20 protein-coding genes are annotated in these 25,348 nt (G+C 63.4%); 8 read left to right on the top strand and 12 right to left on the bottom strand.

What is annotated here, in order from left to right; all coding sequences use genetic code 11:
• Positions 1-32: 32 nt before the first annotated feature.
• A complete protein-coding gene (locus ACT01B_RS07595; RefSeq protein ID WP_445146758.1) occupies positions 33-641 on the top strand; it encodes a TetR/AcrR family transcriptional regulator in 609 nt (202 codons plus the stop codon).
• An 88-nt stretch (positions 642-729) separates the two neighbouring features.
• Here ACT01B_RS07595 and ACT01B_RS07590 read toward each other — a convergent pair whose 3' ends face one another.
• Entirely contained in the window at positions 730-2,586 is a 1,857-nt protein-coding gene (locus tag ACT01B_RS07590) for an ABC transporter ATP-binding protein (protein WP_445147446.1), read from the bottom strand.
• A gap of 175 nt (positions 2,587-2,761) precedes the next feature.
• Between ACT01B_RS07590 and ACT01B_RS07585 the strand changes: the two genes are divergently transcribed.
• A complete protein-coding gene (locus ACT01B_RS07585) occupies positions 2,762-3,397 on the top strand; it encodes a PadR family transcriptional regulator (RefSeq protein WP_445146757.1) in 636 nt (211 codons plus the stop codon).
• A gap of 134 nt (positions 3,398-3,531) precedes the next feature.
• On the opposite strand, the gene nfi is transcribed toward ACT01B_RS07585, so the two are convergent.
• Positions 3,532-4,218, bottom strand: coding sequence for a deoxyribonuclease V (gene nfi / locus ACT01B_RS07580; protein WP_445146756.1), 687 nt, complete (start codon positions 4,216-4,218; stop codon positions 3,532-3,534).
• Between the two features lie 96 nt (positions 4,219-4,314).
• On the opposite strand from nfi, the gene ACT01B_RS07575 reads away from it, so the two are divergent.
• The 3 genes from ACT01B_RS07575 (at position 4,315) to ACT01B_RS07565 (ending at position 8,356) form a co-directional block, all read left to right on the top strand.
• Positions 4,315-6,750, top strand: coding sequence for a DUF3772 domain-containing protein (locus ACT01B_RS07575; RefSeq protein ID WP_445146755.1), 2,436 nt, complete (start codon positions 4,315-4,317; stop codon positions 6,748-6,750).
• A 49-nt stretch (positions 6,751-6,799) separates the two neighbouring features.
• Positions 6,800-7,615 carry a helix-turn-helix domain-containing protein gene (locus ACT01B_RS07570; RefSeq protein ID WP_445146754.1) on the top strand — a complete coding sequence of 272 codons (816 nt, stop codon included), beginning with the start codon at positions 6,800-6,802 and terminating at the stop codon, positions 7,613-7,615.
• 312 nt (positions 7,616-7,927) lie between these two features.
• Positions 7,928-8,356 (top strand): VOC family protein, encoded by a 429-nt coding sequence (locus ACT01B_RS07565; RefSeq protein WP_445146753.1) that lies wholly within the window; start codon positions 7,928-7,930, stop codon positions 8,354-8,356.
• A gap of 67 nt (positions 8,357-8,423) precedes the next feature.
• On the opposite strand, the gene ACT01B_RS07560 is transcribed toward ACT01B_RS07565, so the two are convergent.
• The gene (locus ACT01B_RS07560; RefSeq protein ID WP_445146752.1) at positions 8,424-8,780 is read right to left on the bottom strand and encodes a winged helix-turn-helix transcriptional regulator; all 357 of its coding nucleotides are present in this window, start codon (positions 8,778-8,780) and stop codon (positions 8,424-8,426) included.
• A gap of 134 nt (positions 8,781-8,914) precedes the next feature.
• Here ACT01B_RS07560 and ACT01B_RS07555 point away from each other — a divergent pair, with 134 nt between their 5' ends.
• Both ACT01B_RS07555 and ACT01B_RS07550 read left to right on the top strand, forming a co-directional pair.
• Entirely contained in the window at positions 8,915-9,226 is a 312-nt protein-coding gene (locus tag ACT01B_RS07555) for a putative quinol monooxygenase (RefSeq protein ID WP_445146751.1), read from the top strand.
• 142 nt (positions 9,227-9,368) lie between these two features.
• Positions 9,369-11,294, top strand: a complete 1,926-nt coding sequence (locus ACT01B_RS07550) for a CocE/NonD family hydrolase (protein WP_445146750.1) — start codon at positions 9,369-9,371, stop codon at positions 11,292-11,294.
• A 380-nt stretch (positions 11,295-11,674) separates the two neighbouring features.
• Here the strand turns inward: ACT01B_RS07550 and ACT01B_RS07545 are convergent, their stop codons facing one another.
• The 5 genes from ACT01B_RS07545 to ACT01B_RS07525 form a co-directional block, all read right to left on the bottom strand.
• The gene (locus ACT01B_RS07545; RefSeq protein ID WP_445146749.1) at positions 11,675-14,359 is read right to left on the bottom strand and encodes a M16 family metallopeptidase; all 2,685 of its coding nucleotides are present in this window, start codon (positions 14,357-14,359) and stop codon (positions 11,675-11,677) included.
• Between the two features lie 91 nt (positions 14,360-14,450).
• Positions 14,451-14,924: a DUF3761 domain-containing protein gene (locus ACT01B_RS07540; protein WP_445146748.1), complete on the bottom strand. Its 474-nt coding sequence runs from the start codon at positions 14,922-14,924 to the stop codon at positions 14,451-14,453.
• Between the two features lie 351 nt (positions 14,925-15,275).
• Positions 15,276-15,728, bottom strand: coding sequence for an RcnB family protein (locus ACT01B_RS07535; protein ID WP_445146747.1), 453 nt, complete (start codon positions 15,726-15,728; stop codon positions 15,276-15,278).
• A gap of 173 nt (positions 15,729-15,901) precedes the next feature.
• On the bottom strand, positions 15,902-17,521 hold the full coding sequence (locus tag ACT01B_RS07530; RefSeq protein WP_445146746.1) for an alpha/beta hydrolase: 1,620 nt from the start codon (positions 17,519-17,521) through the stop codon (positions 15,902-15,904).
• Between the two features lie 146 nt (positions 17,522-17,667).
• A complete protein-coding gene (locus ACT01B_RS07525; RefSeq protein WP_445146745.1) occupies positions 17,668-19,326 on the bottom strand; it encodes a serine hydrolase in 1,659 nt (552 codons plus the stop codon).
• Between the two features lie 136 nt (positions 19,327-19,462).
• Here ACT01B_RS07525 and ACT01B_RS07520 point away from each other — a divergent pair, with 136 nt between their 5' ends.
• Positions 19,463-20,242: a phosphatase PAP2 family protein gene (locus ACT01B_RS07520; protein WP_445146744.1), complete on the top strand. Its 780-nt coding sequence runs from the start codon at positions 19,463-19,465 to the stop codon at positions 20,240-20,242.
• Between the two features lie 879 nt (positions 20,243-21,121).
• Here the strand turns inward: ACT01B_RS07520 and ACT01B_RS07515 are convergent.
• The 4 genes from ACT01B_RS07515 to ACT01B_RS07500 all read right to left on the bottom strand — a co-directional run bounded on the left by ACT01B_RS07515 (position 21,122) and on the right by ACT01B_RS07500 (position 25,261).
• Positions 21,122-21,661 (bottom strand): Ivy family c-type lysozyme inhibitor, encoded by a 540-nt coding sequence (locus ACT01B_RS07515; protein ID WP_445146743.1) that lies wholly within the window; start codon positions 21,659-21,661, stop codon positions 21,122-21,124.
• Between the two features lie 92 nt (positions 21,662-21,753).
• Positions 21,754-24,021 (bottom strand): thiamine pyrophosphate-dependent enzyme, encoded by a 2,268-nt coding sequence (locus ACT01B_RS07510; RefSeq protein ID WP_445146742.1) that lies wholly within the window; start codon positions 24,019-24,021, stop codon positions 21,754-21,756.
• Positions 24,022-24,239: 218 nt separating this feature from the next.
• The gene (locus tag ACT01B_RS07505; RefSeq protein WP_445146741.1) at positions 24,240-24,722 is read right to left on the bottom strand and encodes a hypothetical protein; all 483 of its coding nucleotides are present in this window, start codon (positions 24,720-24,722) and stop codon (positions 24,240-24,242) included.
• Positions 24,719-25,261: a GNAT family N-acetyltransferase gene (locus tag ACT01B_RS07500; RefSeq protein ID WP_445146740.1), complete on the bottom strand. Its 543-nt coding sequence runs from the start codon at positions 25,259-25,261 to the stop codon at positions 24,719-24,721. The genes ACT01B_RS07505 and ACT01B_RS07500 overlap by 4 nt, the downstream gene beginning before the upstream one ends.
• Between the last annotated feature and the right edge of the window lie 87 nt (positions 25,262-25,348).

Below are 25,348 nucleotides of genomic sequence, written 5' to 3'. Positions count from 1 at the left end.
TCCATAGTCGATGCGCGTGCTACGATCCCGCCATGGCACGTAAGCGATTAACCCGGGAAGAAAGCCGCGACCAGACTCGCCTGCGATTGCTCGAGGCGGCGGCCATCACCATTGCCAAAAAAGGTTTGGCCGCTTCCAGCGTCGAGGACATTGCGGCTCATGCCGGCTATACCCGCGGTGCGTTCTACTCGAACTTCAAGAGCAAGAACGACTTGTTCATCGAGCTGCTCAAGCTCGACCACGCGGACATCCAGCAAGGCTTGCAGGAGATCCTGGATGCCGGGCTATCGATCGAGGACACGCAGAAGCACTTGGCCCAGTTCTACGTCCAGGCCTATTGCGGCGACACGAGCTTTGTTCTCTGGACAGAGGCACGACTGCAGGCACTACGCGATGTCAGGTTCCGCGCACGGTTGAATGCCTTGCTGCTGGAAAAACGCGATGTGATTGCCTACTTCATCACGACCTTCTGCAAGCTGATGGGCAGGACCCTGCCCGCCCCAGCGAACGACCTTGCATTCAGCACGATGGCGCTGATCGACGGCGTACGTTTCTTCAACGAATCCATGCCCAATGAGCTATCCGACGAGTCAGCGCAGAAGCTGCTGAGCGCCATCTTCAGTGCGACTTTCTTTCCCTGAAGAGCGATAGACCGCCCTGCGCACTCGCGAGTCGGCGCCCTCGAATAGCTCCGGTGGCGACTGCGGATTTGGGGATGCTATGAGAACATCAGGCGATCGCGCTGTCCTCGGCCGGATCTTCCGCCGCGACAAAACCACCGGTCTGCCGCTTCCACAGCCGCGCGTATAACCCGCCACGCGCGATCAGCTCCGAATGCGTGCCGGTTTCCACGATCTGGCCCTTGTCCATCACGATCAGGCGATCCATGCGTGCGATGGTGGAAAGGCGATGGGCAATCGCGATCACCGTCTTGCCGCGCATCAGCAGGTCGAGACTCTCCTGAATAGCCGCCTCGGCCTCGGAATCCAGTGCCGAAGTGGCCTCATCGAGGATCAGGATCGGTGCGTCCTTCAATAAGACGCGGGCAATCGCGATGCGCTGGCGCTGGCCGCCGCTGAGCTTGACGCCGCGCTCACCCACGTGCGCGTCATAGCCGTTGCGACCCTCGCCATCGACCAGCTGCGGAATGAACTCGTCGGCACGGGCCTGGCGCACCGCCTCGATCATCTGCGCCTCGGTGGCGTCGGGGCGCCCGTACAAGAGGTTGTCGCGCACCGAGCGATGCAGCAGCGAGGTGTCCTGGGTGACCACGCCGATCTGCGCGCGCAAGCTTTCCTGGGTGACTTTCGCGATGTCCTGGCCATCGATCAGGATGCGCCCGCCTTCCAGGTCGTACAAGCGCAACAACACATTCACCAGGGTCGACTTGCCGGCACCGGAGGGGCCGATCACGCCGATCTTTTCGCCGCCGCGCACGGCCAGGTTCAGCCCGGCGATCACGCCACCTTGCTTGCCGTAGTGGAAGTGGATGTCCTCGAAGCGCGCCGCGCCTGCGGTGACTTCAAGCGGCATGGCGCCTTCCTGGTCCTGCACCGCACGCGGCCTGGAAATGGTCTCGATGCCGTCCTGCACCGTGCCCACGTTTTCGAAGATGCCGTTGACCACCCACATGATCCAGCCGGACATGTTGTTGATGCGGATGACCAGGCCGGTGGACAGCGCAATCGCTCCCACCGTCACCTTGCCCTGGCTCCATAGCCAGATCGCCAGCGCCGAGGTGCCGACGATGAGAAAACCGTTGATCGTGGTGATCGAGGCGTCCATCGCCGTGGTGAGACGCGTCATCGAGCGCATGCGCTTGATCTGCTCGCCCATGGCATCGGCCACATAGGCCTCCTCGCGCTGCGTATGCGCAAACAGCTTCAGCGTGAGGATATTGCTGTAGCCGTCGACGATGCGGCCCATCAGGCGCGAACGTGCCTCCGATTGCCGCCACGAACGCTCCTTGGTGCGCGGCACGAAGTAAGCCAGCGTCGACACATAGGCGACCAGCCACACCACCAACGGTGCCGCCAGCCACACGTCCGCCTTGGCGAACATCACGATGGCGCTGCCGGTATAGATGGCGACGTACCAGATGGCATCGACGATTTGCACGGCCGATTCACGCAGCGCACCCGAGGTCTGCATGATGCGGTTGGCGATGCGGCCGGCGTAGTCGTTCTGGAAAAAACCCAGGCTCTGGCGGATGACATAGCGATGGTTCTGCCAGCGGATGCGGTTCGTCAGGTTGGGCACGATGGCCTGGTTCACCAGCAGGTCGTGCAGACCAATCAGCAGCGGCCGCGCGATCAGCACCACGAAGCCCATCCACAACAACTCACGGCCATGCTGCTGGAAGAAATCCGCCGCCGGTGCGCCCTTGGCCATGTCGACGATGCTGCCGATAAAGCCGAACAGCGAGACCTCGACAATGGCCACGCCAAAACCCACCACGATGGCCGCAGCGAACACTAGCCACACCTGGCGTAGGTAGAACACATAGAAGCGCCACACCGATTCGGGCGGCATGCCGTCGACGGGCTCCTTGAAGGCGTCGATCAGCGATTCAAACCAGCGGAACAACATGGGGATCGTCCTTGGGGTGCGTACAAGGGATAGCTACTGCGTGAAGGCTAAGCGCTGCCGTTTCAAGCGAAAGCTGAAGGATGGGGCCGGCTGGCCTTGCATTTCGGAAATCATACGATATATCTTAAGACCGTTACTTAAGACTGTTACTTAAGACACTCGGAGTGATCTCATGGGATTTCGTCATTTGTTTGATCGGCACCACCCCCACCACCATCACGAAGGCTGCGAAGCCTGGGCCCGCGAGGCCATGGGCATTGGCCGTGGGCGCGGCTTCGGCCGTGGCTTCGGCGACGACGAGGGCCCCCGTAGCCGCGACGGCATGGGCGGTCGTTTCCGCGGCGGCCGCGTGTTCGGCCACGGCGACCTCAAGTTGATCCTGCTGGCACTGATCGCCGAGCAGCCCCGCCACGGCTATGAGCTGATCCGCACCATCGAGGAGATGTTCGACGGCGCCTACGCGCCCAGTCCGGGCGCGGTCTACCCCACGCTCACCCTGCTCGAAGAAATGGGCCATGCCAGCGTGGCAAGCGGCGACGGCAAGAAACTTTACGCCGTGACCGACGAGGGCAAGGCGTTTCTCGCGGCCAACAAGGACGCCGTCGATGCAGTGATGTCGCGCATGCAGCACACGGCCAAGATGTTCGCGCGGGCCGCGGCCCCCATGGCCTTGCGCGAAGCGATGCACAACCTCAAGCGTGCGCTCTTCATGCACGGCGGCCCCTGGAATATCGCCGAAGTGAAGCGCGTGCTCGGCATCATCCAGAAAGCCGCCGACGACATCGCGCAAGGCAACAAGGATGCGTGACCCCGCCCGCTCACCAGCGCGCCGTCTGCCACGGCCGCACCTTGCGCCAAGGAAATGTTGCTGGCTGTAACGCGACTGGCCGCCAGCTTCGGCTATCAACTGGTGCCGATCAACGCGGCTCGTCCGTCGGCCGACTAGCAGCCGCGGTCGCGCCGCGAGGCCAGACGGTCGGCCCGACGCGTTGGCTCCGGCAACCGGTATGTCGTACAGCATGCCAGCACCAGGTCGGGCGCGGCCTGCATGCTCACCCGGTGTCCCGGCGAGATGATCAGCGGCCGCACCTTGTCCTTGCTGCGCAGCACGCAGCCGATCACGCCGCCCTTGTAATGCAGCGGCACACGGTCGCCCCGCCGCGGGCCGAGGTCCTCGTGGGCACCTACCAGGATCGACTTGGCAACGCCAATCGTCGGCAGATCGGTCACCGCGCCCAGGTGGGCCGCAATACCAAGACCGCGCGGATGCGCGATGCCATGGCCATCCACAAAAATCAGGTCGGGCGTCTCGGGCAACTGCTGCAGGGCCTCAAGCAACGCAGGCAGCTCGCGGAACGAAAGCAGGCCCGGGATATACGGCATGCGCGTGGGCTGTCGTGCAATCACTTCTGCCAAGGGCGCCAGGCTTGCTGCATCGAGCAAGACGGCAGCGGCTCCGGTCACCGCGCCATCTTCCTCGAAGCCGACATCGAGACCCGCAATGCGTCGTAGCGGCGGATGATCGTCGACCAGTCGCACGCGGGACGCGAGTTGAGTCTGCAGGCTGCGTGCCTTGGCGACGTTGCCGTCCCAGGCGGGTACGGCGTCGGTGGGTAATCGATGATCCATGTCGACAGCGTGAATAGGCGCCTCTGAAGCTGACGTCAAGGCATCCATTCATGTTGACGCATTGACCCATGCATGGCGCGCCGGGATCATGCCGGCATGCCTATCCTGCTTCGTTACGTGCTGGTCCTTCTCTTTGCCATCGGCGGCGCCGCACCTGCATGGGCGCAGGACGCCCCGAATACCGGCCAGATGCCGCAGGCTGCGGCCATCAATCCCGATCAGCTCAGCACCCAGCTCGACCAGATCAAGCAAACCATTACCGACCGGACCAAGTTGACCGACAGTCTGCTAACCGATGCCCGCAGCAAGGCGTCGGCCATCCAGCAGCAGGCGGACCAACTGACCGCCAGCCTGACGCCTCAAAGCGACGCCATCCAGGCCAAGCTGGACGTGCTGGGCAAGCCGCCGGAGAAGGGCGCGCCCGCGGAAACGCCTGAGGTTGCCAGCCAACGCAAGCAACTCAACAAGGACAAGGCCGACCTGGTCGGCCAGATTACCCGCGCGAAGTCGCTGAGCCTGGAAAGCCAGCAGCTGATCAACCAGATTGCCGCGCTGCGCCGCGAACTGTTCCAGGCGCAGATCAGCCAACGCACGGCCTCGCCATTGAGCATGGCGTTCTGGTCCCAGCTGGGTGAGAAGATGGCCGATGATCGCGCCAACCTCGCTGCGCTCGGTACCTCCCTGATCGGCGCGTTCGCGCAAGCCTGGCAGGTGCCCAACCGCACACCGTTCATCCTCTGCCTGCTGGCCGCCGTCCTGCTCCTCGCAGCCGGGCGGCGCCTGCTCGAGCACCAGATCCTCGACCTGGCCAGCAAGCATCTGCCTTCCGGCCACCTTCGTCGCAGCGCCATGGCCCTGCTGATCACGCTGGGGACGACGCTGACCTACGGTATCGCCGCATGGCTGGTCTATCTGGCGGTGAATTGGAATGGCGTGTTCAACCAGGATCTGGATGGTCTCGCTCGCAGCACCGTGTTCCTGATGTTCTTTACCGCCACCATGGCCGGACTGGGCCGCGCCTTGCTCAGCGTAAAGCGCCCTTCGTGGCGATTGCCGCCCATCTCGGACGATCTGGCCCAGCGCCTGTGGCCCTTCCCCACCGTGCTTGCCTACAGCACCCTGCTGTTGGGCGTGTTTGAACGCATCAACAACGATATCGGCGCCAGCGTCGCCATGGCGGTGACCTCCAACGCCTTCTTCGCTCTGTTGATCGGCGCGCTGTTCACCGCCGCGCTGATACGCATGGGCAGCGCTCGACGCGCCCTGATCGCTGGCGGCGATACGCCGGCCAAGCGCCCGTTATGGGTAGGACTGCTGGTGGCGGCGGCCTTCGTGGGCACCTTGCTGATCTTCATCAGCGTGGTCACCGGGTATATCGCGCTGGCTTTCTTTGTGGCGCGCCAGATGCTGCGTGGCGGCTTCGGCATCGCCGCGCTCTATCTGTTGATGCACCTGATCAACGATCTGTGCGAGACGTTGCTCTCGCCGGAATCGCGCAGTGGCATGCGCATGCAAGGTGCGTTTGGCATTTCCCCGCCACGACTCGAGCAAAGCGCCACCATATTGTCAGGCGTGGCCCGGGCGTTCCTGCTAATACTCGCCCTGCCGCTGGTGCTCGCCCCCTATGGCGCTGGCGTGTCCGACCTGGTCGATCGCGGCTCCCGCCTGTTTGCCACTCGCACGCTGGGCTCGCTGCCGATCGATCCCGGCAACATCTTCAACGCGCTGATGCTGTTGCTGGTCGGCGGCATGATCGTTCGCATCATCAAGCGCTGGCTGAGCCAGCAGTTGCTACCCAAGACCTCGCTCGACGTAGGCATGCAGACATCCATCGTGACCCTGCTGGGTTATGTCGGCGGCATCCTGGTGTTCGTGCTGATGCTGGGCGCACTGAATGTAAACGTGCAAAGCATTGCCTGGGTCGCCAGCGCCCTGTCCGTCGGTATCGGTTTTGGCCTGCAGGCGATCGTGCAGAACTTCATCTCCGGCCTGATCCTGCTGGCCGAGCGTCCGGTGAAAGTCGGCGACTGGATCAGCATCACGGGTGCGGAGGGCGATATCCGCCGCATCAATGTGCGCGCCACTGAGATCCAGCTGGCCGACCGTTCGACCATGATCGTGCCCAACTCGCAGCTGATTACGCAGAACGTACGTAACGTGACCCTGGCCAATGCCCTGGGTCGCGTGCAGATACGCTTGCCCATGCCGATGAGCTCCGATGCCTCCAAGGTTCGGCAGATCATCCTCGACATCCTGCGCAATCACCCGGCCACACTGAACACGCCCTCGCCCAGTGTGCAACTGGACAACGTCGACGGCGGTTCGATGATGTTCGTCTGCACGGCCTACGTGAGCAGCCCGCGGAATGCCGGCGATGCGAAGAGCGACGTGCTGTTCGAAATCATCGATCGCCTGCACAAGGCCAATCAGCCGCTCACCACACCCCAAGACATGGTGGTTCGCACGATGCGGCACGAAAACGACGCCGATTCCAGCTCGCCTTCCACCGTCGTACCGGGCAACAAGACCTGACAGCCGCAGCGCATCGGCCTAAACTCCGGCTATCGTCAGGAGTCCGTCGATGGGACACCACGTAGTCGCACCTGCGCCGCCGCTCGACGCCCTGGTCTCCCACCTCTGGGACTGGGCCATGCCACCCGCCGCGCATCACTACGAAAGGGTGCTGCCGGTGCCTGGCGCGGCCCTGATCATCAACCTCCACGAGGATGAGACGCGCGTCTACTCCGATGACGCCGAACGTCATTGCGTGCGTGCGCCCGCGTCGGTCATCGGTGGCCCATGTCTGCACAGCCAGATCATCGACACCGCCGAGCAGGTGTGCGTGATGGGTGTGGTGTTTCGCCCCGGCGGTGCGCATGCATTCACGGGCGAAGACCACGCCGCGCTGGTGGAGCGGGACATCGGACTCGAAGACATCTTTGGCCATAGCGCGCATCAGTTGCGCGAGCGACTGCTGAACACGACAGACGCCGGGCTGCGCCTGGTCGTACTCGAACAATGGCTATTGGCGCGCATGAAGCTGCCGCAACTGGCGCCTGAGGTGCTCCACGCACTCGCTGAAATAGGCCGTCAGCCGCAGGTCACCCGCATCGGCCCGCTGGTCCGCGACATCGGACTTTCTGAATATCGCTTTGGACGTCTATTCCGTCGACAGGTAGGCATGGGACCCAAGCGCTACGCCCGGCTGCTGCGCTTTCGCGGCGTGGTCGACGCCGTGTATCGCTGTTCGTCGGTCGACTGGAGTGCGGTCGCATTCGATGGTGGCTACGGGGACCAGGCGCATCTGGTGCGAGAATTCCGCGAATTTTCGGGAATGACGCCGACGGCGTTCATGGCGGCGCGGGGGCCCTATCCGAATCATGTGCCGTTGGACTGATTTGGGGTGAGGGATGTTGAATTCGGCACGTTGGCGGCAAATCCGTCATCCCCGCCGCTCTTTGTGCAGGAGCGCACCCTGTGCGCGACAAACCGGCAGGAATGCCGGTTTGCGCAGCGCAAGCTGCCGGCAGGGCGAGGGCCAGGGATGGCCCGAGTGAAAACCCTACGTAGCGATAGCGCCGTGGTCGCGCACAGGGTGCGTTCCTACAGCAGCGGCGTTGGAGCTCACTGCCCCACTAAGAAAATCGACAAGACACGCTCGTCCAACGCGATATGCTCCCGTCAAGTCCACCCCCAGGAGTGCACACTCATGGCCACCCAATCCAGTAGCGGCAGCACCATCATCCCCTGCCTTCGTTACCGCGACGCCCACGCCGCCATCGACTGGCTGTGCAAGGCATTTGGCTTCCAGAAACACGCGGTCTATGACGATGACGATGGTGGCGTGGCGCATGCACAACTGGTCTACGGCGGCGGCATGCTGATGCTCGGGTCGGTGCGCGACAATGAGTTCGGACGGAACTTTGTGCAGCCCGATCAGGTAGGTGGCAGCGAGACGCAATGCCCCTGCGTGATCGTGAGTGACTGCAAGGCGCACTATGAGCAAGCGAAAGCCGCGGGTGCAGTGATCATCGACGAGTACGCCGAGAAGGACTACGGCGGTGCTGGCTACAGCTGCCGTGATCCGGAAGGCCACCTGTGGTGGTTCGGCAGTTACGACCCCTGGGCTGAAGCGTGAACATGCCAGCACAGCGGAACCCGTGCATGCACGATTGACCTGCCCAGAACAGCCGACCTCGCTGCCGTCACGCGCTGCGACTCGCCTCTTGCGCCGTCGTGCTGGCACGCTCGCCATGCAACTTGCCCCATTCGGCCAACGCATCGAGTGCCGGGCGCAATGTGCTGCCTAACAGCGTGAGGGTGTAACCGGGCGGAAAATCGTAGCCCGTGTGGTTGCGCATCACCATGCCGTCGCGTTGCAGGCGCGTGAGCTGCTGGCTCAGCACTTTGTGTGCGATGCCGGGCAAGGCCGTCTGCAACTCGTTGAAACGTTTCGCGCCGGATGCGAGCTGCCACAGGATGGCAGGCTTCCATTTGCCCATGATGGCTTGCAAGGCCAGTTCGACCGGGCAGCTATAGAACGGGTTTTCCATCTGAGACATACGATGGCTCCTCTACATGGTCCGTATGGTGCTTGATCCTCGAGTCGTACGGGTTACCACCCGGTGCGTATCGCGCGATGCATCATCGCGCCATGATCGGGCGAATTCCCTGACGCCGCTCCCTGGAGACCGCCATGATCGTCGAATACATCCGTTACAAAATGCCTGCAGCCGACGCCACCGCGTTCGAGGCGGATTATGCGCGCGCCGCCGCCAGTCTGGCAGCCAGCCGTTTTTGCCTGGGCTACGCATTGGACCGCTGCGTGGAGTCAGCGGGCACCTACGTGCTGCGCATCCGTTGGACATCGGCTGAAGACCATCTCCAGGGTTTTCGCCGCAGCGAGCATTTCGGCCCATTTCTTGCTGCCATCCGCGCCTATGTCCCACGGATCGAGGAAATGCGCCACTACGAACCCACCGCCGTTGCTGGTGGCCGCCTGGATTGACCGGGGCGATCGGGCGTCTATGCAGGAAGTCATGGTGGGAGTGTCGCGAGCGGTCGCTTAAAGTCGACCTCTGCCATACCACGGTCATCTTCCCAACCAGCCCGGTCCGGTCGTGGCAACGACCTGTCCGTCCGGAGGTTTCATGCGCATCCGCCGTACCCTGCTCGCCGTCTCCGCCCTGGCCACCGCGCTTGCGGCTGGATTAGCCCAGGCCCAGACCGCACCGCTGACACCGGATATTCCGCAGGGTAGTTTTGCCGCTTCGACGGTGGGCTACGACTACGTCAAGCGCGAAGTGATGATCCCAATGCGCGACGGCGTGAAGCTGCATACCGTCATCGTCATCCCCAAGGGTGCCAGGAACGCGCCCATCCTGCTCACGCGCACGCCGTATAACGCCGACGGTCGCGCCGCGCGCTTCGAGTCGCCGCACATGAATGCCGAGCTGCCGCAGGGTGATGAAGTGTTCGTTCGCGGCGGCTATATCCGCGTATTTCAGGACGTGCGTGGTAAATACGGCTCCGAAGGCGACTACGTGATGACGCGCCCGCTGCGCGGCCCGCTCAACTCCAGCGAGGTTGACCACTCCACCGACGCCTACGACACCATCGACTGGCTGGTGAAGAACCTGCCCGAGTCGAATGGCAAGGTCGGCATGCTCGGCTCATCCTACGAGGGCTTTACCGTGGTGATGGCGCTGATCCATCCGCACCCTGCGCTGAAGGTGGCTGCGCCGGAAAGCCCGATGGTGGACGGCTGGATGGGTGACGACTGGTTCCACTACGGCGCCTACCGTCAGACCAACTTCGACTACATCTACGGCCAGACCAAGCAGAAAGGCAAAGGCGACGGCGTGCCGCGCGTGGGCTACGACGACTACAGCAACTTCCTCGCGGCGGGTTCGGCGGGCGACTACGCGCGCGCTCACGGTTTTGAGCAGTTGCCGTTCTGGCGCAAGCTCGACGAACACCCGGCCTACGACGCTTTCTGGCAGAACCAGGCGCTGGACAAGGTCATGGCCGAACAGCCGCTCACCGTTCCCACCATGTGGCTGCAAGGCCTGTGGGACCAGGAAGACATGTGGGGCGCGATCCACAGCTATGAGGCGACCGAACCCAAGGACAAGAACAACGACAGGAACTTCCTGGTGATGGGCCCCTGGCGCCACAGCCAGGTGAACTACGACGGCACCTCGCTGGGCCCGCTGCAGTGGGAAGGCGACACCGCCCTGCAGTTCCGTCGCGATGTGCTCAAGCCGTTCTTCGACCAGTACCTGGTGGACGGCGCGCCCAAGGCCAACACGCCCCCCGTGCTGATCTACAACACCGGCGAAAACCGCTGGGATCGCTACAAGTCCTGGCCGCTTAGCTGCGACAAGGGTTGCCCCAACAAGCCCAAATCGCTTTACCTTGGTGCCGGCGGCAGTTTGTCGTTCAACGCGCCGGGCAGCAATGCCGCCAAGTACGAGGAATATGTTTCGGACCCAGCCAAGCCGGTGCCGTACCAGCCGCGTCCGGTGCACTTCGCCGATCACGACGCGTGGACGCGCTGGCTGGTGAACGACCAGCGCTTCGTCGATGGCCGTCCGGACGTGATTACCTTTGTCAGCGAACCGCTGACCGCACCGATGCATATCGGCGGCGCGCCGCAAGTGAACCTGTATGCGTCGACCAGCGGTAGCGACAGCGACTGGGTAGTGAAACTGATCGACGTGTATCCGGACACGGTGCCATCGAACCCGGCCATGGGCGGCTACGAACTGGCGGTGTCGATGGATATTTTCCGCGGCCGTTATCGCACCAGCTTCGAGCACCCGCAGGCGATCACGCCGGACCAGCCGCTGCTGTACACGTTCGGCCTGCCGACCGCCAACCACGTGTTCCAGCCCGGCCACCGCATCATGGTGCAGGTGCAGTCCAGCCTGTTCCCGCTGTACGACCGCAATCCGCAGACCTTCGTGCCGAACATCTTCCAGGCCAAGCCGACGGATTATCAGAAGGCCACCCAGCGCGTGTGGCACACGCCCGGCAACGCCAGCTTCATCAGCCTGCCGGTGGTGAGCAACTAACCACCCTAGGGATGCTCCGATCTATTCAACGGTAGTGTCACCGGTTCTGTTTGCCCGCAGATGCGCGCTGCGTCGACGCACGCGGGGAGAGGACATGGATGTCCTCGGCTTTGAGGAGCGAGGAAGGCAGGCTGGCTGCCTATCGAGACGGCGCGGCGCGGAGCTGCGGGCAAACAGAACCGGCCCTTCGGGTGATGTCCAGAAAACCCGCCAGCCGCGGTGCGCGGCTTGCCCAGGCGGCCAGCCTGCGCTGCGCCACGCCCCACACCTGACAGGCTTTCTGGGCATCATGCCACTACCGTTGAATAGATCAGAGCATCCCTAGCCAGGTCTCACGGAAATCAAGCCGGCTGCAACGCCGGCCTGATTTTTGGGTGGGTTCACGGGGCGGCGGATCCCGCCCGCTCGTTCAATCCCGGCCCCTTCACCGCCGTCACGAAGTCCTCCAGACGGACATGCTTGGCATACGCCTGCTGCACATCCGGCGCGGTGAGTTCCAGATAATGCTTGGCCGCCACGATGCCCTGATCCAGCGGCTGCCCCCGTTCGGCATACGTCAGCAGTTGGTTGGCAATGCTGCCGAAGCTCGACTCGCTCAACGACACGCGCCGCAGCAGGATGCCCTTGGCGCGCAGCAGGTCGGCATCTGCCACCGGCTCGCTTTGCATCTGCTTGAGATCCTTGAGCACCAGCGCGCGCGCGCCTGCCACCTTGTTCGGGTCGGCGCCGAAAGAAACCGTGTAGCGCCCGCGGTGCTTGTCGAGTTCGAATTCCGAATCGATCGTGTAAACCAGGCCGGAGCTATCGCGCAGGTCCCGATAAAGCCGCGACGCGTAGAAGCCGCCGCCGAGCACTTCGTTGCCTAGGTTCAAGGCATAGCGCGCCGGATCGTCACGGTTGACATCGATGACCTGGGCCATGCGCACGCTGTCCTGCACCGAACTCGCATCCGGCGTACGCAGCTGCACGGCCTTGTTGGCAGGCACGGCGGGGTAGTCGACATCCGGCTTGGGACCATCGGCCTTCCATGCACCGAAGGCTTGTTCCACCACCGCCTTTGCCTGCGCCGGATCGACCTTGCCCACGATGACCAAGGTGGTCATGTCGGGGCGAAACACCTTGGTGTAGTAGCCCTTTACGTTGTCGTAGCTCAGGCCCATCACACTCTGCGGCGTGGCGTGGCGTAGTTGAGGATCGCTCGCCGGCAACAACGCCTTGTACAGACCCAACTCATCCAGGAACTCGGGCGACTGCACTTCGCCTGTCCAGATCCCCGCCTGCTGATGCTGCATCAACGCGAACGCCTGCTTCGGCAAGGCCGGATGCAGTTCGTTGTCGGCCAGCAGCTTGATGCCTTCCGCGAAATGTTCCGCGGGAACGCCAAGTGAGAAGCTCGCGCCCGCCGTCTCCTGGGCACTGATAGCATCGAGCGCCTGCTGGAACTGCATGCGATCCAGGCTCGTGCTGCCGAACTGGAACATGCCATCCAGCACTTCGCTCACGCCGTCCTGCCCCTTCAGCGACTGCAGATCCGGGTTGGTCCGCACGCTACCCATGACCTCGACGGTATCGCTGACCGATTCCGGCTGCACGATCAGCTTCAACCCATTGGGCAAGGTGTAAGCCACCGGATGCAGCATCGTGCTCGGCACCTCGAGCTTGGCAAAAGCCTGTTCCGCCCACGCCGGCAAGGGCACCGGCTTGTCCGGGCTGCTGGCGAAACTCTCCGCGCCGCCGAAGCCCTTGCCCTCGCCTGGCTTACCGGACTTCTCCGGTGTAAGGATGGCGGTGATGGCATGCGCCGGATCAAAGCTCGCCTTGGCCAGCGCGTTCACCGCCTTGGGCGTGACGGACTCGATCGCTTGCTTCATCGCATCGGGCGAATCCAGCCCCTGCTCTACCAGTGCGCTGGACCACGCACCGGCCAGTCCCTCCACGGAATTCTTCTTGGTCTCCAGTTCGGCGATCGCCTTGCGCTTGGCCGCTTCCACCAAGGCAGGATCGATGCCCTTGCTTGCGGCCTCCGCAAGAATCGCCTGCATGCGCTGCAGCACCGGTTGCGCGTCGGAGCCGGCCGGGAACACGCCTACGGCCAGACCGATGCCCGCCTCGGGCAGCGCTTCCTGTTCGAATCCGCCAAACAGCGCCTTGCCCTCCATGCCCATGCCGAACAGGTCGGCACGCTGCGAACCCAGCGCACTCGCCATCACCAGGGCGGTGGCATAGTCCTTGGACTGCGCACCGGGCAGGCGATAGGTGAGGTAGACCGAACCATAGGGGCTATCCGTAGGCAGTCGCAGCGTCTTGGCCTGCACGGACGTGAAGTGGAACGCCGGTCGTGCAGGCAGATCCTTGCGCGGCACGTCGTCGAACTGCATCTTGACCTTGGCGAGCGTGGCCTGCGGATCGACGTCGCCCACGATCACCATGATCGCGTTGTTGGGCGCGTACCAGGTGTCGTGGAACTGCTTCAGCATCGTCGCGGACGTCTGGTCGAAGGAGTCGCGCGTGCCCAGCGGCGAGTGCGCATAAGGCGTGCCCGCAAACATCTGGCCAAGCATCTGGGTATAAAACTTGAAATCGGGACTGGACAGGTCGCGCGACACTTCCTGCTCGATCGCTCCACGCTCCTTGGCCCACTCCGCCTGGGATACATCGATGCCGCGCATGCGCAATGCTTCGACGTGCAAGGCCACGTCCAGATCCTGGGCCGGCGTCACGAAGTAGTACTGCGTGGAACCCTGGGTCGTCTGTGCATTGAACGCACCGCCCATATTGGCGGCGATGGCGGCCAGCTGGTCCTTCGACAGACCCGGACCTCCGCGGAACATCATGTGTTCAACTGCGTGGGCCGTGCCCGGGAACTCGGCAGGCACTTCATCCGAACCGGCCAGGTAATTCACCTCGGTCGTCACCACTGGCGCCAGCGCATCTCGAACCACTACAACGCGCAAACCATTGTCGAGCGTGGCGCGAGCCACCTGCGCATCGTCCGCCTTGGCGGCGGCGGTACCGGCCAGGACGCATGCGATCGCCGCGGCCAGATACTTCAACTGCTTTCTCACTAACATCTCCAACGCCGACTAGAGGCTGATGCAAAGAGGGCCGACATAAGCCGGCCCTGCATACTAGGACAACAAATCTTGCTGAATTACTTCAGCTGCAGGCCTTGCCGTGATCGGCGTGGAAGCCCTTGGCCTTGGCATCGGCCTCGCTCATGTAAGCACCTGCCTTGGTCTTGCCGTACCACTTGTCGCCCGGGCAGTGATACACCTTGCTGCTGGAGTTGACCCAGACCATGCCTGGACCACCACCCGGCGCCGCTGCGGTAGCGGGTGCCGGCGAAGGTGACTTGGTGTTGGGCACGGGCGCGGTGGTGTGCGGGGTCATGCTGGGCGCTGCAGCAGCTGCTGGCGCTGCGGCGGCAGGTGCCGCCGTGCTGGCAGCGCCAAACCATTCCTTCACGCCGTGGTGGCCGGAACAAGCACCCTTCTTGGTTGCGTTGGTCGTATACGTGCCGTCCTTGCACTGTCCGGTAGACCCCGGCGGTGCCGACGCCTGCTGTGCATAAACGGCTGGACCAGCAAGAAGACCCGCGATCAATACAGCGATCAAACCGTACGATTTCATCCTCGATCCCTCCAGCGCAAACTCGACTGTTCCCTGAGGAAGCGGCCGCAGTGAACGGCACCGCCTCCCCTCCTCGCCTCACCGCAGATGGATGTCTGTGTTATCCACACGGATGACACTCCCCAAGCGCGAAGACGCTTGCCACACCGACTATGCATCAAGCACGCGGCGCGCCGTCAACGTGCCGCAATCAACGTTTAGCTCCCGTGAGGCTGCATCGCAACATCTTGCGTAAACGCCAGATCACCATGGCACCTGCTTGCGCTCAAGACCGCCTGCGAGCGACGGCCACCCTGGAATGGCTTGATCCGGACCGCACCGCCCCGGTGGAACGATGCGGTCCGGTCATCCTCAGTGGCTGAGCATGATGTCGGCAATGACGCCGCTGGTAACCGCTATGAGCAGGAATTCACCATTGTCGCTACGCACCCATTGGTAGCCACGGGGCGGTTCGCGCAGGTGATATTCGTTCCAATTATCCACGACGTAGCGATGGTCACGGTATTCCTGCGGGACCGCGGCACCTTTACGGTACCAACCCTCGTGCATGCCACGGTCGTGCTGCACGACATCGCGGTGCTCGTCATGGCCAACAGCGCGATCATGGTGTTCTTCTTGCTGACGATCATGGTGTTCTTGTTGCTGATCACGGTGTTCGTCTTGCTGGAACGGTCCGGCGGTAGCGGCGGTGGAGGCCACGAGTGCGCCAAGCAACAGGGCTAGCATGGTCTTCTTCATCAAGCGTTCTCCATCGGGAAACAAGGTCGACGGCGGCCCGGCAAAGTGGCGCCTCGACACGTTCATGATGCGACTCGGAACGGTGCACGATGGATGAACGTGATCGCAGGATGTAGTGAAACCGGAGCGAAAAATCCTGCGTTGAACCAGCGTTTGGTTTTACGCAGGACGGGGGCTTGGCCTTGCGCTGCAAGCCCCTTCCTTCGCCAGACGATCATCCGTCGACTGCGCTTACGGCGCTAGGGAGCCGCGCGCTTCAGCGTCGATTGCGGACGCGCCACCGCGTACATCTCCCATGCAATTTGCTTGAGCAGTGCCGTGCGGTCACTGCCATTCGCGTAAAGGTCGAAGTGCGTTTTGCCCGGCAGGAAGCGGATGTCCGACTGCGCCTGCAAGCCGTCTAGCACACCCTTCAGTCGATGCGCAGAGCCGTCGAGGTAAAACGTGTCTGCCGTACCCACGATCAGATGGATCTTGCCGTCGAGATCTGGCTTGAGCTCGGGCCACTGCGTTTGCAGGCGATGGGCGATGTCGTAGTGGTCCTGCCAGTAGGCAAGCACCGTGGCATCGACGGCGCCGGTGTCACGGTCGAACATCGGTTGTGGACGGCCATCCGCGCCGCGTGGCGAGAACACCCAATCGAAGGAAGCCATCTGCCCGCCATAGCTGCCGAGCACGCGTTCCATCTGGGCGTATTGTTCGAAGGTGGCGAGCACCTTGCCATTGTCACGGATCAGCGGATACGTCGAACCATCAGGCCTGCGATACACATTGGCGTGAGGCGCATATAGATCCACGCCGGTGAAGTCATGGAAGTCGCTGGGGTCGGGCGAGGTGGACCACGTGCCACCAAACACCTTGGGGTAGCGCGTCTGCAACCACAACGTCGCCCAGCCACCGGACGAGTGGCCATTGAGGAAGCGGCCCGCGGGCTTGCCATCCATGCGGAAGGTCGATTCGAGATGCGGAATCAGCTCTTCGGTAAGAGCCTGCCCCCAGGGACCGTTGTTCACCGAATCAGCGAACTCGTGGGTGCCCGTAGGGCTCGATTCGTCCAGATACACCCAGATCATCGGCGGCATCTCACCCTTCGACATCGCCAGCCAGGTGCCGGTGATGCCACTGGCGAAACGTCCCAGACCGCCGCCGAAACCGTGCGTGAGGTAGACCACCGGATAGGTGTCGGCCGCCTTGACGTCATAGCCTGGCGGCAACAGCACGAAGCCGCGCATATGGATCGGCCGGCCCCAGAACGCCGACAACGCCGGGCTGACGAAATCGAGGTCCTCGGTGTGACGGCGCGATTCGGGCAAGGCATCGCGCACCGCCTGGGTGGCGGACGCGGGCAGTGACCAGAGCTCATGGACCGGCAACGTGGAGGTCAGTTGCAGCTTTGGCATCGACGCGGCAGGCAAATGCATTTTCACCACGTCACTTACCAGGTCACCGCCATCGCGACCGCTGTAGTTGTAGCTGTGATCGGCATCGAGCACGGCCTGCACGTAGTAGTCGCCTGGCGGCAATTTGGCGAAAGCGGCAGGAAACGCGCGAGCACCGGTGTCCACATCCACGCCTTGCCCTGGCTCCAGTCGGCTTACCTCCCGCGCCGCCACGCTCACCTGCGCGGGATCGAGCGGGTTGATGTCGACGGCAGTGACTTTGCCATCCTTGGACGACGCCTCGGCAGTCTTCGCATCCTCGGCGAATACCAGCAGTCGCCCCGCCTTGGCCTCGCCTCCCGCCGTGGCGAGTTCGACATGGAAAGCATGGGACGTCGGCGGCGCTTGCTCGCGCGCACAGCCCGCGATGGTGAGGCCGAAGAACAGCAAGAGGGCAGTGGTGAGTCGGTACGTCCGCATGACATTCTCCGTGGATGACTTATGGCTTGCGCGGAAGCCGTGCTACGAAATTCTTGGCCCCGTCGCCTGCCCGGTTCGCGCTGCCTGGGTTCGCGACAGGCCGACAAAAGCCGGCCTGTCGCCACATCTTGCTGATCAGGTGAGGATCATTCCGACATCGTGGCCTTGGCATCCTTGACGGGTGCAAGCCTCAGGTCCTGGAAGTCGAAACTGAAATCCGTCAACGGCGAGACCGGCTGCATGCGTACTTCGCGCACCTTGCCGTCGGCATCGAGCGTAAAGCTGACGAAGGCGTCGGCGTTCAAGGAACGGTCGTCCCAGCGCACGATGAACGTATCGTGCTGCCACGGTTCCATCGTGCCCACCAGCTGCGCCGTCTTGGCGAAGCGCAGACGCAACTTGCCGCCTTCCTTGCTCACCACGATGTCGCCGTACCACGGATCCCGATAGGTGCCCGCGTAGTCGGCCAGTGACAACGACGGCTTGCTGCCCTTGTCACGCGCCGCCTGATGCTTCTTCCAGCTATCGTCGGCGTTGCCCTCGGACTTCTTCACGGCGGCGGCATAGGCGGCCACCCAGTCCTTCTTGTCCTTGCCCAGGTAGGCATCGAGCACGCGATACGTCACCGCGTTGAAGGCCGCACCGGATTCCTGGCTGGTCAGCACCACGATGCCGAGTTTCAGCTCCGGCACCAGGGTGACGCGCGACACCATGCCCGGCCAGCCACCGGTATGCCAGACCAGCCGCTGGCCGCGATAATCGGACAGGAACCAGCCCTCGCCATAGCCGGCAAAATTCGGCCTGGACTCATTGAGCTCCGGCACCGGCGGCTCGCTGATCTTCATCGGCGTGAGCATGGACCACATCTGCTTGTGGCTGTCTTCGGAGAACAGCCGCTGGCCGTTGGGCAACTGGCCACCGGCGAGCTGGACATTCATCCACTTGGCCAGGTCATGCACGTTGGCGTAGATGCCGCCGGCACCGGGGTTGTTCGACCAGGCCATCGGCGGCACCGGCCTGAGTTCGCTGAAGTTGAACTTCGCATGGCCCATGGCCACGTTCATGCCGGGCTTCAGATAGGTCATGTCGACCAGCGCTTCGTCCATGCCGACCGGCTTGAAGATGCGGTCACGGATAAAGTCGGCATAGCGCTGGCCTGACACTTGCTCGATCACCAGCGTTGCCACCGCGAACAAAATATTGTCGTAGGCATAGGCACTGCGGAAGCTGGACGCCAGCGGCACGTTGCGCAGGCGTTCCACCACTTCCCTGGTGGCGTAGGACGTCGGCGTCCAGTAGAGCAGATCGCCGGCGCCCAGACCTAGGCCGCTACGATGCGCCAGCAGATCGCGGATGCGCATTTCGCGCGTCACGTAAGGGTCGGACATCTGGAACCACGGCAGATGGTCGATCACCCGATCATCCATCTTGAGCTTGCCTTCTTCGGCCAGCATCTGCAGCGCCGCCGCCGTGAACGCCTTGGTATTCGAGGCGATCGCGAACAGTGTGTGCGCATCCACCGTTTCCGGCTTGCCCAGCTCGCGCACGCCGAATCCCTGTTCAAGCACCACCTGCCCGTCCTTGACGATGGCCACGGCGATGCCGGGTACGTCGAACTGCTTGCGGGCGCTGTCCACGTAGGCGCCAAAATCCTGTAGCTGCGCCGGTAAAGCCGGCTGGGCGGTGCTGACCAGCGGAGCGGTCGGTATGGCTGCTGGCGCTGCGCTCTGCGCCCAGATCGGCGCGGCCAACACCAGCAGTGCAAGACAGCCCGCGAGACGCGGGGACCGGATGCGCTGGAACATCGTCGACTCCATGGACGGCAAGGAGCGTCACTATCGCGGCAAAACCACGCCCAGGCCAGCACCGAAAGTCACATCCGCATGCCCTCGACTGCGTCGCCCGCTCCGTGGATCATGTCCCGCTCGCTTGAGGACATCTATGGACGACCTGATTGAATGGATTGCTGCGCATGCCCTGATGCTCTGGGGCGGACTGGTCCTGCTGGCTGTGCTGCTGGGTGACCTTGCGTGGCGCTGGAACTTGCGACAACGCCATGCCGCCATCACCATGGGCCGCGAACCGGTCGCCATCCGTGCACGTACCGTGGCCATGTTGCTGGTGGCGATGCTGCTGCTGTTTGTCGCCATTGCGATCGCCCTTGGTGCAGAAGCACAGGGGTGGTGGCCTGGTTTCGACGCCACACTCGCCTCGGATCTGCGCGCCCAGTTGCCGGACGCAAGCCTGCGTATCGTCGCAGCCATCACGCATCTGGGGGATCTGTGGACTGTGGCAGCCGCTTCGGTCGTGGTGCTGGCCGTGCTGTTGCTGCGCCGGCAGCCAGTCCTCGCCACCTGTTGGGCCATCGCCGTCGCAGGCATCGTGCCGATCAATAGCGGCATCAAACTATGGTTCCAGCGACCGCGCCCACTGCATGGCTACATGACGGAAGCCGGCTGGAGCTTTCCTAGCGGTCACGCCTTCGGCGCCATGGTGTTCTACGGCATGCTCGCCTACGTGCTGTTGCGTCTAACGCCGTTGCGTTGGCATCGTCCCGTGGTCGCGGGCGCTATCGCCATGATGACGGTGATCGGCGTCAGCCGCGTCCTGCTGCAGGTGCACTATTTCAGCGATGTGCTGGGTGGGTACGCCAGTGGTTTGGCGTGGTTGGTGGTGTGTATCGGGGGGGCGGAGTATTGGAGGTTGCGACGCGCTACGTGAGTGTTGGCGATTAACTGCGTCTCTCTGCCTTTTTGATCGTCATCCCAGCGGCTCTCAACAGCCGAAGGGCTGGTCACGCTGGAGGCGCTTTACAACAGCGCAGCTGGTCATCCAGTGACTTTCGCTCTGGTGTTTTATTGCCACGACCTGGCTCGCCTGCGGCGGGCGTCCGACCATCTGCCGATGGCCGGGTCACTTTCTCTTGCTTGCCCAAGAGAAAGTAACCAAAGAGAAGGGCACCCCGCTTGGCGCTTGCCGAGCCAAGCTCGGCAAGTCCGTGAGGGTCGGCCGGGCTTTTCGACAGGGCTCCTGCCCTGACGAAAAGGGATCGGCGTCCTGCCGATCCCCCTGCGGGCCTGATCGTCCGCCCCTCACCGCCGCACAGGGGTCCCATACGTCAAGAGCTCAAGGCTTGAGCAGCGCAGTGCGCTGCTCATCGCTCTTGGCTGTTCGCTCTGCTCTTGGGTTTTGCTTTTCTGCTGGTCGGGCCCCTATGGCGTGGCGGGTGGGTGGAGGAAAAGCCCGCAGGGTGGCCGGCAGGACGCCGGCCAGTTTGTCGTCAGGGCAGGATGCCCTGTCGACAAACCTCCGTAACCCACCCGCGCACCTGGAGGGCAAAGCCCGGAAGGCGCGCCATCGGGGTGGCCTCTCTTTTGGTTACTTTTCTCTGGCCAAACAGAGAAAAGTGACCCGGGCCGCGGCAGCGGCTCGGAAGCCCGCGGCAGGCGAGCCCGATCGCGGGAGCGCCAAAACAGAGCGAAAGGCACTGGATGACCAGCTGCGCTGTTGTAATGCGCCTCCAGCCTTCGCTGGGATGACGGTGAAGAATGACGGGCGAAGGATGTCGAATTAGGGAAGATGAGCAAAGCAACAAGCACCCTACTCCGACGAATACAACTTCCCCCGCAGCAATTTTTTTGCCGCTTCATCCGGCGTCCCCAGCCAAATCAAATCGTCATTCGCCTCATCATTGCTGTCGACATCGTTCGCCGCTCCCGACTTGCGCCGCGCAAATACGCCCGACATCGCGTGCGTGTTCTCGTCGTAGAGCACCAGGATGCGCTCGGAAGGACAGTCGTGTGGTTTGCAGGCCGCCACCAGCCACTGCGTGCGACCGTTGAGGGCAACGCGCTGGGCGGGGGTGGAGGTGCCGCCTTGACGCGGCCAGTCGGGTAATTGTTCCGCGCCCGCCAAGGCCACGAACGCGCTGGCGAAATCATGCCGCTGCAGCAGGTCGTACAGATACATCGGCCCATCCGGGATGGCCGGCTCTGCCGTCACAGCCGCGGGAGCAGGTGCGGCGCCGACGACGGCAGACGTTGCAGCGGCGGCTGGAGAAATCGCAGCCTGCCCCTGCGGCGCCGAGCACGCCGAGCAAGCGACGGCTACTCCCCATGCAAAGATGAAACGGTGTCGCATGCAAACCTCCTTGCCTTGCGATGGCGCATCCGCCGAACGCAGCGAAGGAGGCGTGACGATGCGCATAGCCCCGCATCGCCACCCACGTTCGATCAGCTCAGCTTGCGTGCCGCGGCGACGACATCCGCCTCACCCGGCAACACCAGCAGCGCGGCGCCAGCCAGTGGAGTGTAAGTGTCCTCGCCTACGACGCGTTGCAACGGCGTGGCACCGCTGCCACCTTCGACGATGGCGGTGATGACGCCCTCGCCTACGCCGGCGCTGCGTCGGCCTTCGTCCAGCACGATGATGCGCTTGGCCGACTTTGCCTGCTCGGCGATGAAGGCATTGTTCAGCGGCGCCAGCCAGCGCAGATCGACCACGCGTACCTGCCAGCCCAGCTCGGCTTCGATGGTACGTGCGGCGCGCAATGCCATCGTCACGCCGTTGCCGAACGTGAATACCACCAGGTCCTTGGCCTGCTCGTGGTAGACCCGTCCCTCGCCCAAGGTCATCGCCTGGCCGGGTGCGGGATAGTCGAACTGCCACTGGCCATCGCCAGCCTCGTAGAGGTCCTTGGTCATGTAGAGCGCGATGGGTTCAAGGAACGCGCAGACGCGCCCATCGACCTTGGCCAAGGCCATCAGGGTGCGCAGCATGTTCGCTGCATCGTCGCCGCGGCTGGGACAAGCGACCACCAGGCCGGGGATATCGCGCAGTGCGGCGATCGAGTTGTCGTTGTGGAAGTGGCCGCCGAAGCCCTTCTGGTAGCCCAGGCTCGCCACGCGCATCACGATCGGGTTGCGGTACTGGTCGTTCGAGAAGAACTGCAGCGATGCCGCCTCGCCGCGGATCTGGTCGCAGGCGTTATGGAAATACGCGAGGTACTGGATCTCGGGAATGGGCAGCATGCCCATGTTCGCATAGCCTTGGGCGAGACCGAGGATGATGGTCTCATCGAGCAGGGTGTTGAACACGCGACTGTTCTTGAACGCCTTGTGCAAGCCCTTGGTGACGGTATACACGCCGCCCTTCTGCGCCACGTCCTCGCCGAACAACAGCGACTCCGGGTACTTCGCCATCATGTCGTGCAAGGCCTGGCCGATCTGTATGGCCAGATGACGCGGCGGCTGTTTCTCAGGCAGCTTGTCCTCACTGCCGAACGCGGCTACGCGACGCTCCTGGTAATCCGTGCGCTCGGCTTCGGTCTTCACCGCGGCCGGCGTGTACGGCGCGAGCGGCTTCATCACATCGACCAGCGAGGTCAGACGCGGGCGACTATCGGCGTCTTCCGCCGCGGCGAAACAACGCTTGCGGGTCGTCTCGTACAAGGCGAGCAGCGACTCCCGGGTGTACAGGCCCGACCCCAGCGCAATCTCGGCCGAGCGCAGCAGCGGATCGCCCGCTTCCACCGCGACCAGCTCGTCGATGCTGCGCCATTCGATTTCGAAATCGGTGCCGGCGTGACCCATGACGCGGGTGGTCTTCAAATGCAGGAAGGTCGGGCGCCGCGTATGCCGGCAATGCTCGACGGCCTGTTGCACCTGGGCGTAGCCCTCGGCCAGATCCAGGCCATCGGCAAAGAAGTAATCGAGATCGGCGCGATGGCGGAAGTTGTTCGCCACCCAACCGCTCGGCGTCTTCACCGAGATGCCGATGCCATTGTCCTCGCACACATACAACACGGGTGCGGGCAGTTTCTGGTAAGCCGTCCAAGCCGCGGCGTTGAACGCGGTCTGTGCCGTCGCGTGATTGGACGAAGCATCGCCGAACGAGCAGATCGCGATGCTGTCGTCGGGAATCGGCAGCTTGTGGCCGATGCGCCGCGCCTGCTCAATGGCGATGGCGGTACCCAAGGCCTTGGGCAGATGCGAGGCGATCGTCGAGGTCTGCGGCAACACCCATAACGGCTTGCTGCCCCACACCTTGTGGCGGCCGCCCGATGCCGGATCTTCCTTGCTGGCCGCGAACGACAGCGCGGAATCCATCACCGGGTCCATGCCGGGCAGCTTGCGGAAGCGCTCGGCCATGAAACCGCCGGAGCGGTAGTGCAGGAAGGCCGGATCGGTGTGACGGGTCAGCCGCGCCACCATCGCATTACCTTCGTGGCCACTCGAACCGATGGTGTAGAACACCTTGTTCTGCACGCGCAGGACGCGCGCCATCAGGTCGAGGTGGCGGCTGATCAGCTGCGATTCGAGCAATTCGCGAAAGCCGCGCGCATTGAGCTGGCTACCCGGCAATACCGGCGCATCGTCGCCGCGTGCCGCGTGCACTTCGCCCTGCCATAGCTGCACGAACTCGGTGAAATTCTGATCGACGATCTCGGCGCGGTTGAAACCCTTGTGGCGTGCCGTGATGGGGTACGGAATGGCAGTCATGATGGCAGCGTGTCTCGTCAACGATCAGCCGCGAAGGGCGGCAAGTAGGGGATTATCGGCTTGGGCAGGACGCACGCGCCAGTATGGGAGCGGTAGCGATTCAGCCTTCGCTCCCTCTCCCCTCCGGGGAGAGGGCTGGGGTGAGGGGCCGATCTTGCGATGGCGCCTATTCGAAGCATGCTTCGTAGCCACGTCATCGCGAGCACCCGCCCCTCACCTCAGTCCTCTACCCGAAGGGGAGAGGAAGCTAGAGCGCGCAGCGCGGCCGCACGCTGGCGATCCTTGTCGCGACCAAAGCTTTCAAGCATGCGAATCTGATCCGCCACCGAAGGGACGGGCACGGCCAGGCCGTCAACGCCGACCAGCGTCAGGCGTCCCGTGCTTACGGGTACTCCATTGAGCTCCAGCCCCCCCATGATCTCCACGGGCATGCCCGGAAAACGGAAGCGGGCAAAAAGCGAACGGAAACGCTCCGCATCGGCGGGTTCATGCGCTTCCTCGCGCATCGAAGCCCACTGTGTGATCAGTCGTTCGGCATCGCCGCGCGACACCAGCACGTCCACATCAGTCACGCCGACCTCGGCGCCAGCCAGCAGCGCGGCCGTGCTGCCGATCAGGCACCATGTGTCGACGCAATGCACGTACAGGTCGGGCACGATCTGGGCCAGCGTGCGATACAGCGCGGGCGATACATGGCTCATGCGCGTCGACGCCGCCATTCGTCGCGCGTCTGGCCCCATAGCTCGATCGGCGCGTCCTCGAACGGGGCTGGCAGTTTGCCAGGGCCGAGTAGGCGCGAACCCAGTCGCTGCGCCAACTTCTGCGAGGCGAGGTTGGCGGGATCAATACAGTGAATAATGTCGGTCCAGCCCAGCTGGTCGACGGCCCAGTCCATGCAGGCGCTGGCGCCTTCATGCGCATAGCCCTTGCCCCAGGCGTGCCGCATCAGCCCCCAGCCCACCTCGGTACCCGGCCAGCCTTCCGGTTGCCATGGCCCCATGCGGCCGATCCATTGGCCACTGTTCTTTTCGATGACCGAAAACATGCCAAAGCCCTGGATGGCCCAGGCGCCGACCATGGTGAGGAAGCCACGCCATGCGGCGCCACGCGGCTGCACCCCACCGACGAAGCGGGCCGATTCGGCGTTGGCCATGTTCTCGGCCCAGGCGTCGAAATCCTCGCGGCACGGCGGGCGCAGGACCAGTCGATCGGTTTCAATGCGGATCTGTTGCCAGCTCATTCCGTTCAAACCCTCAGCAACATCCAAGGATCACGCACCGTCATCCCAGCGTTTGCTGGAATGACGATACTTTGCGCGGGCCGCACA

The organism is Dyella sp. Tek66A03, assembly GCF_052567735.1.
Note: the sequence above shows the minus strand (reverse complement) of the source record. Positions and strands in the feature narration are given on the sequence as shown.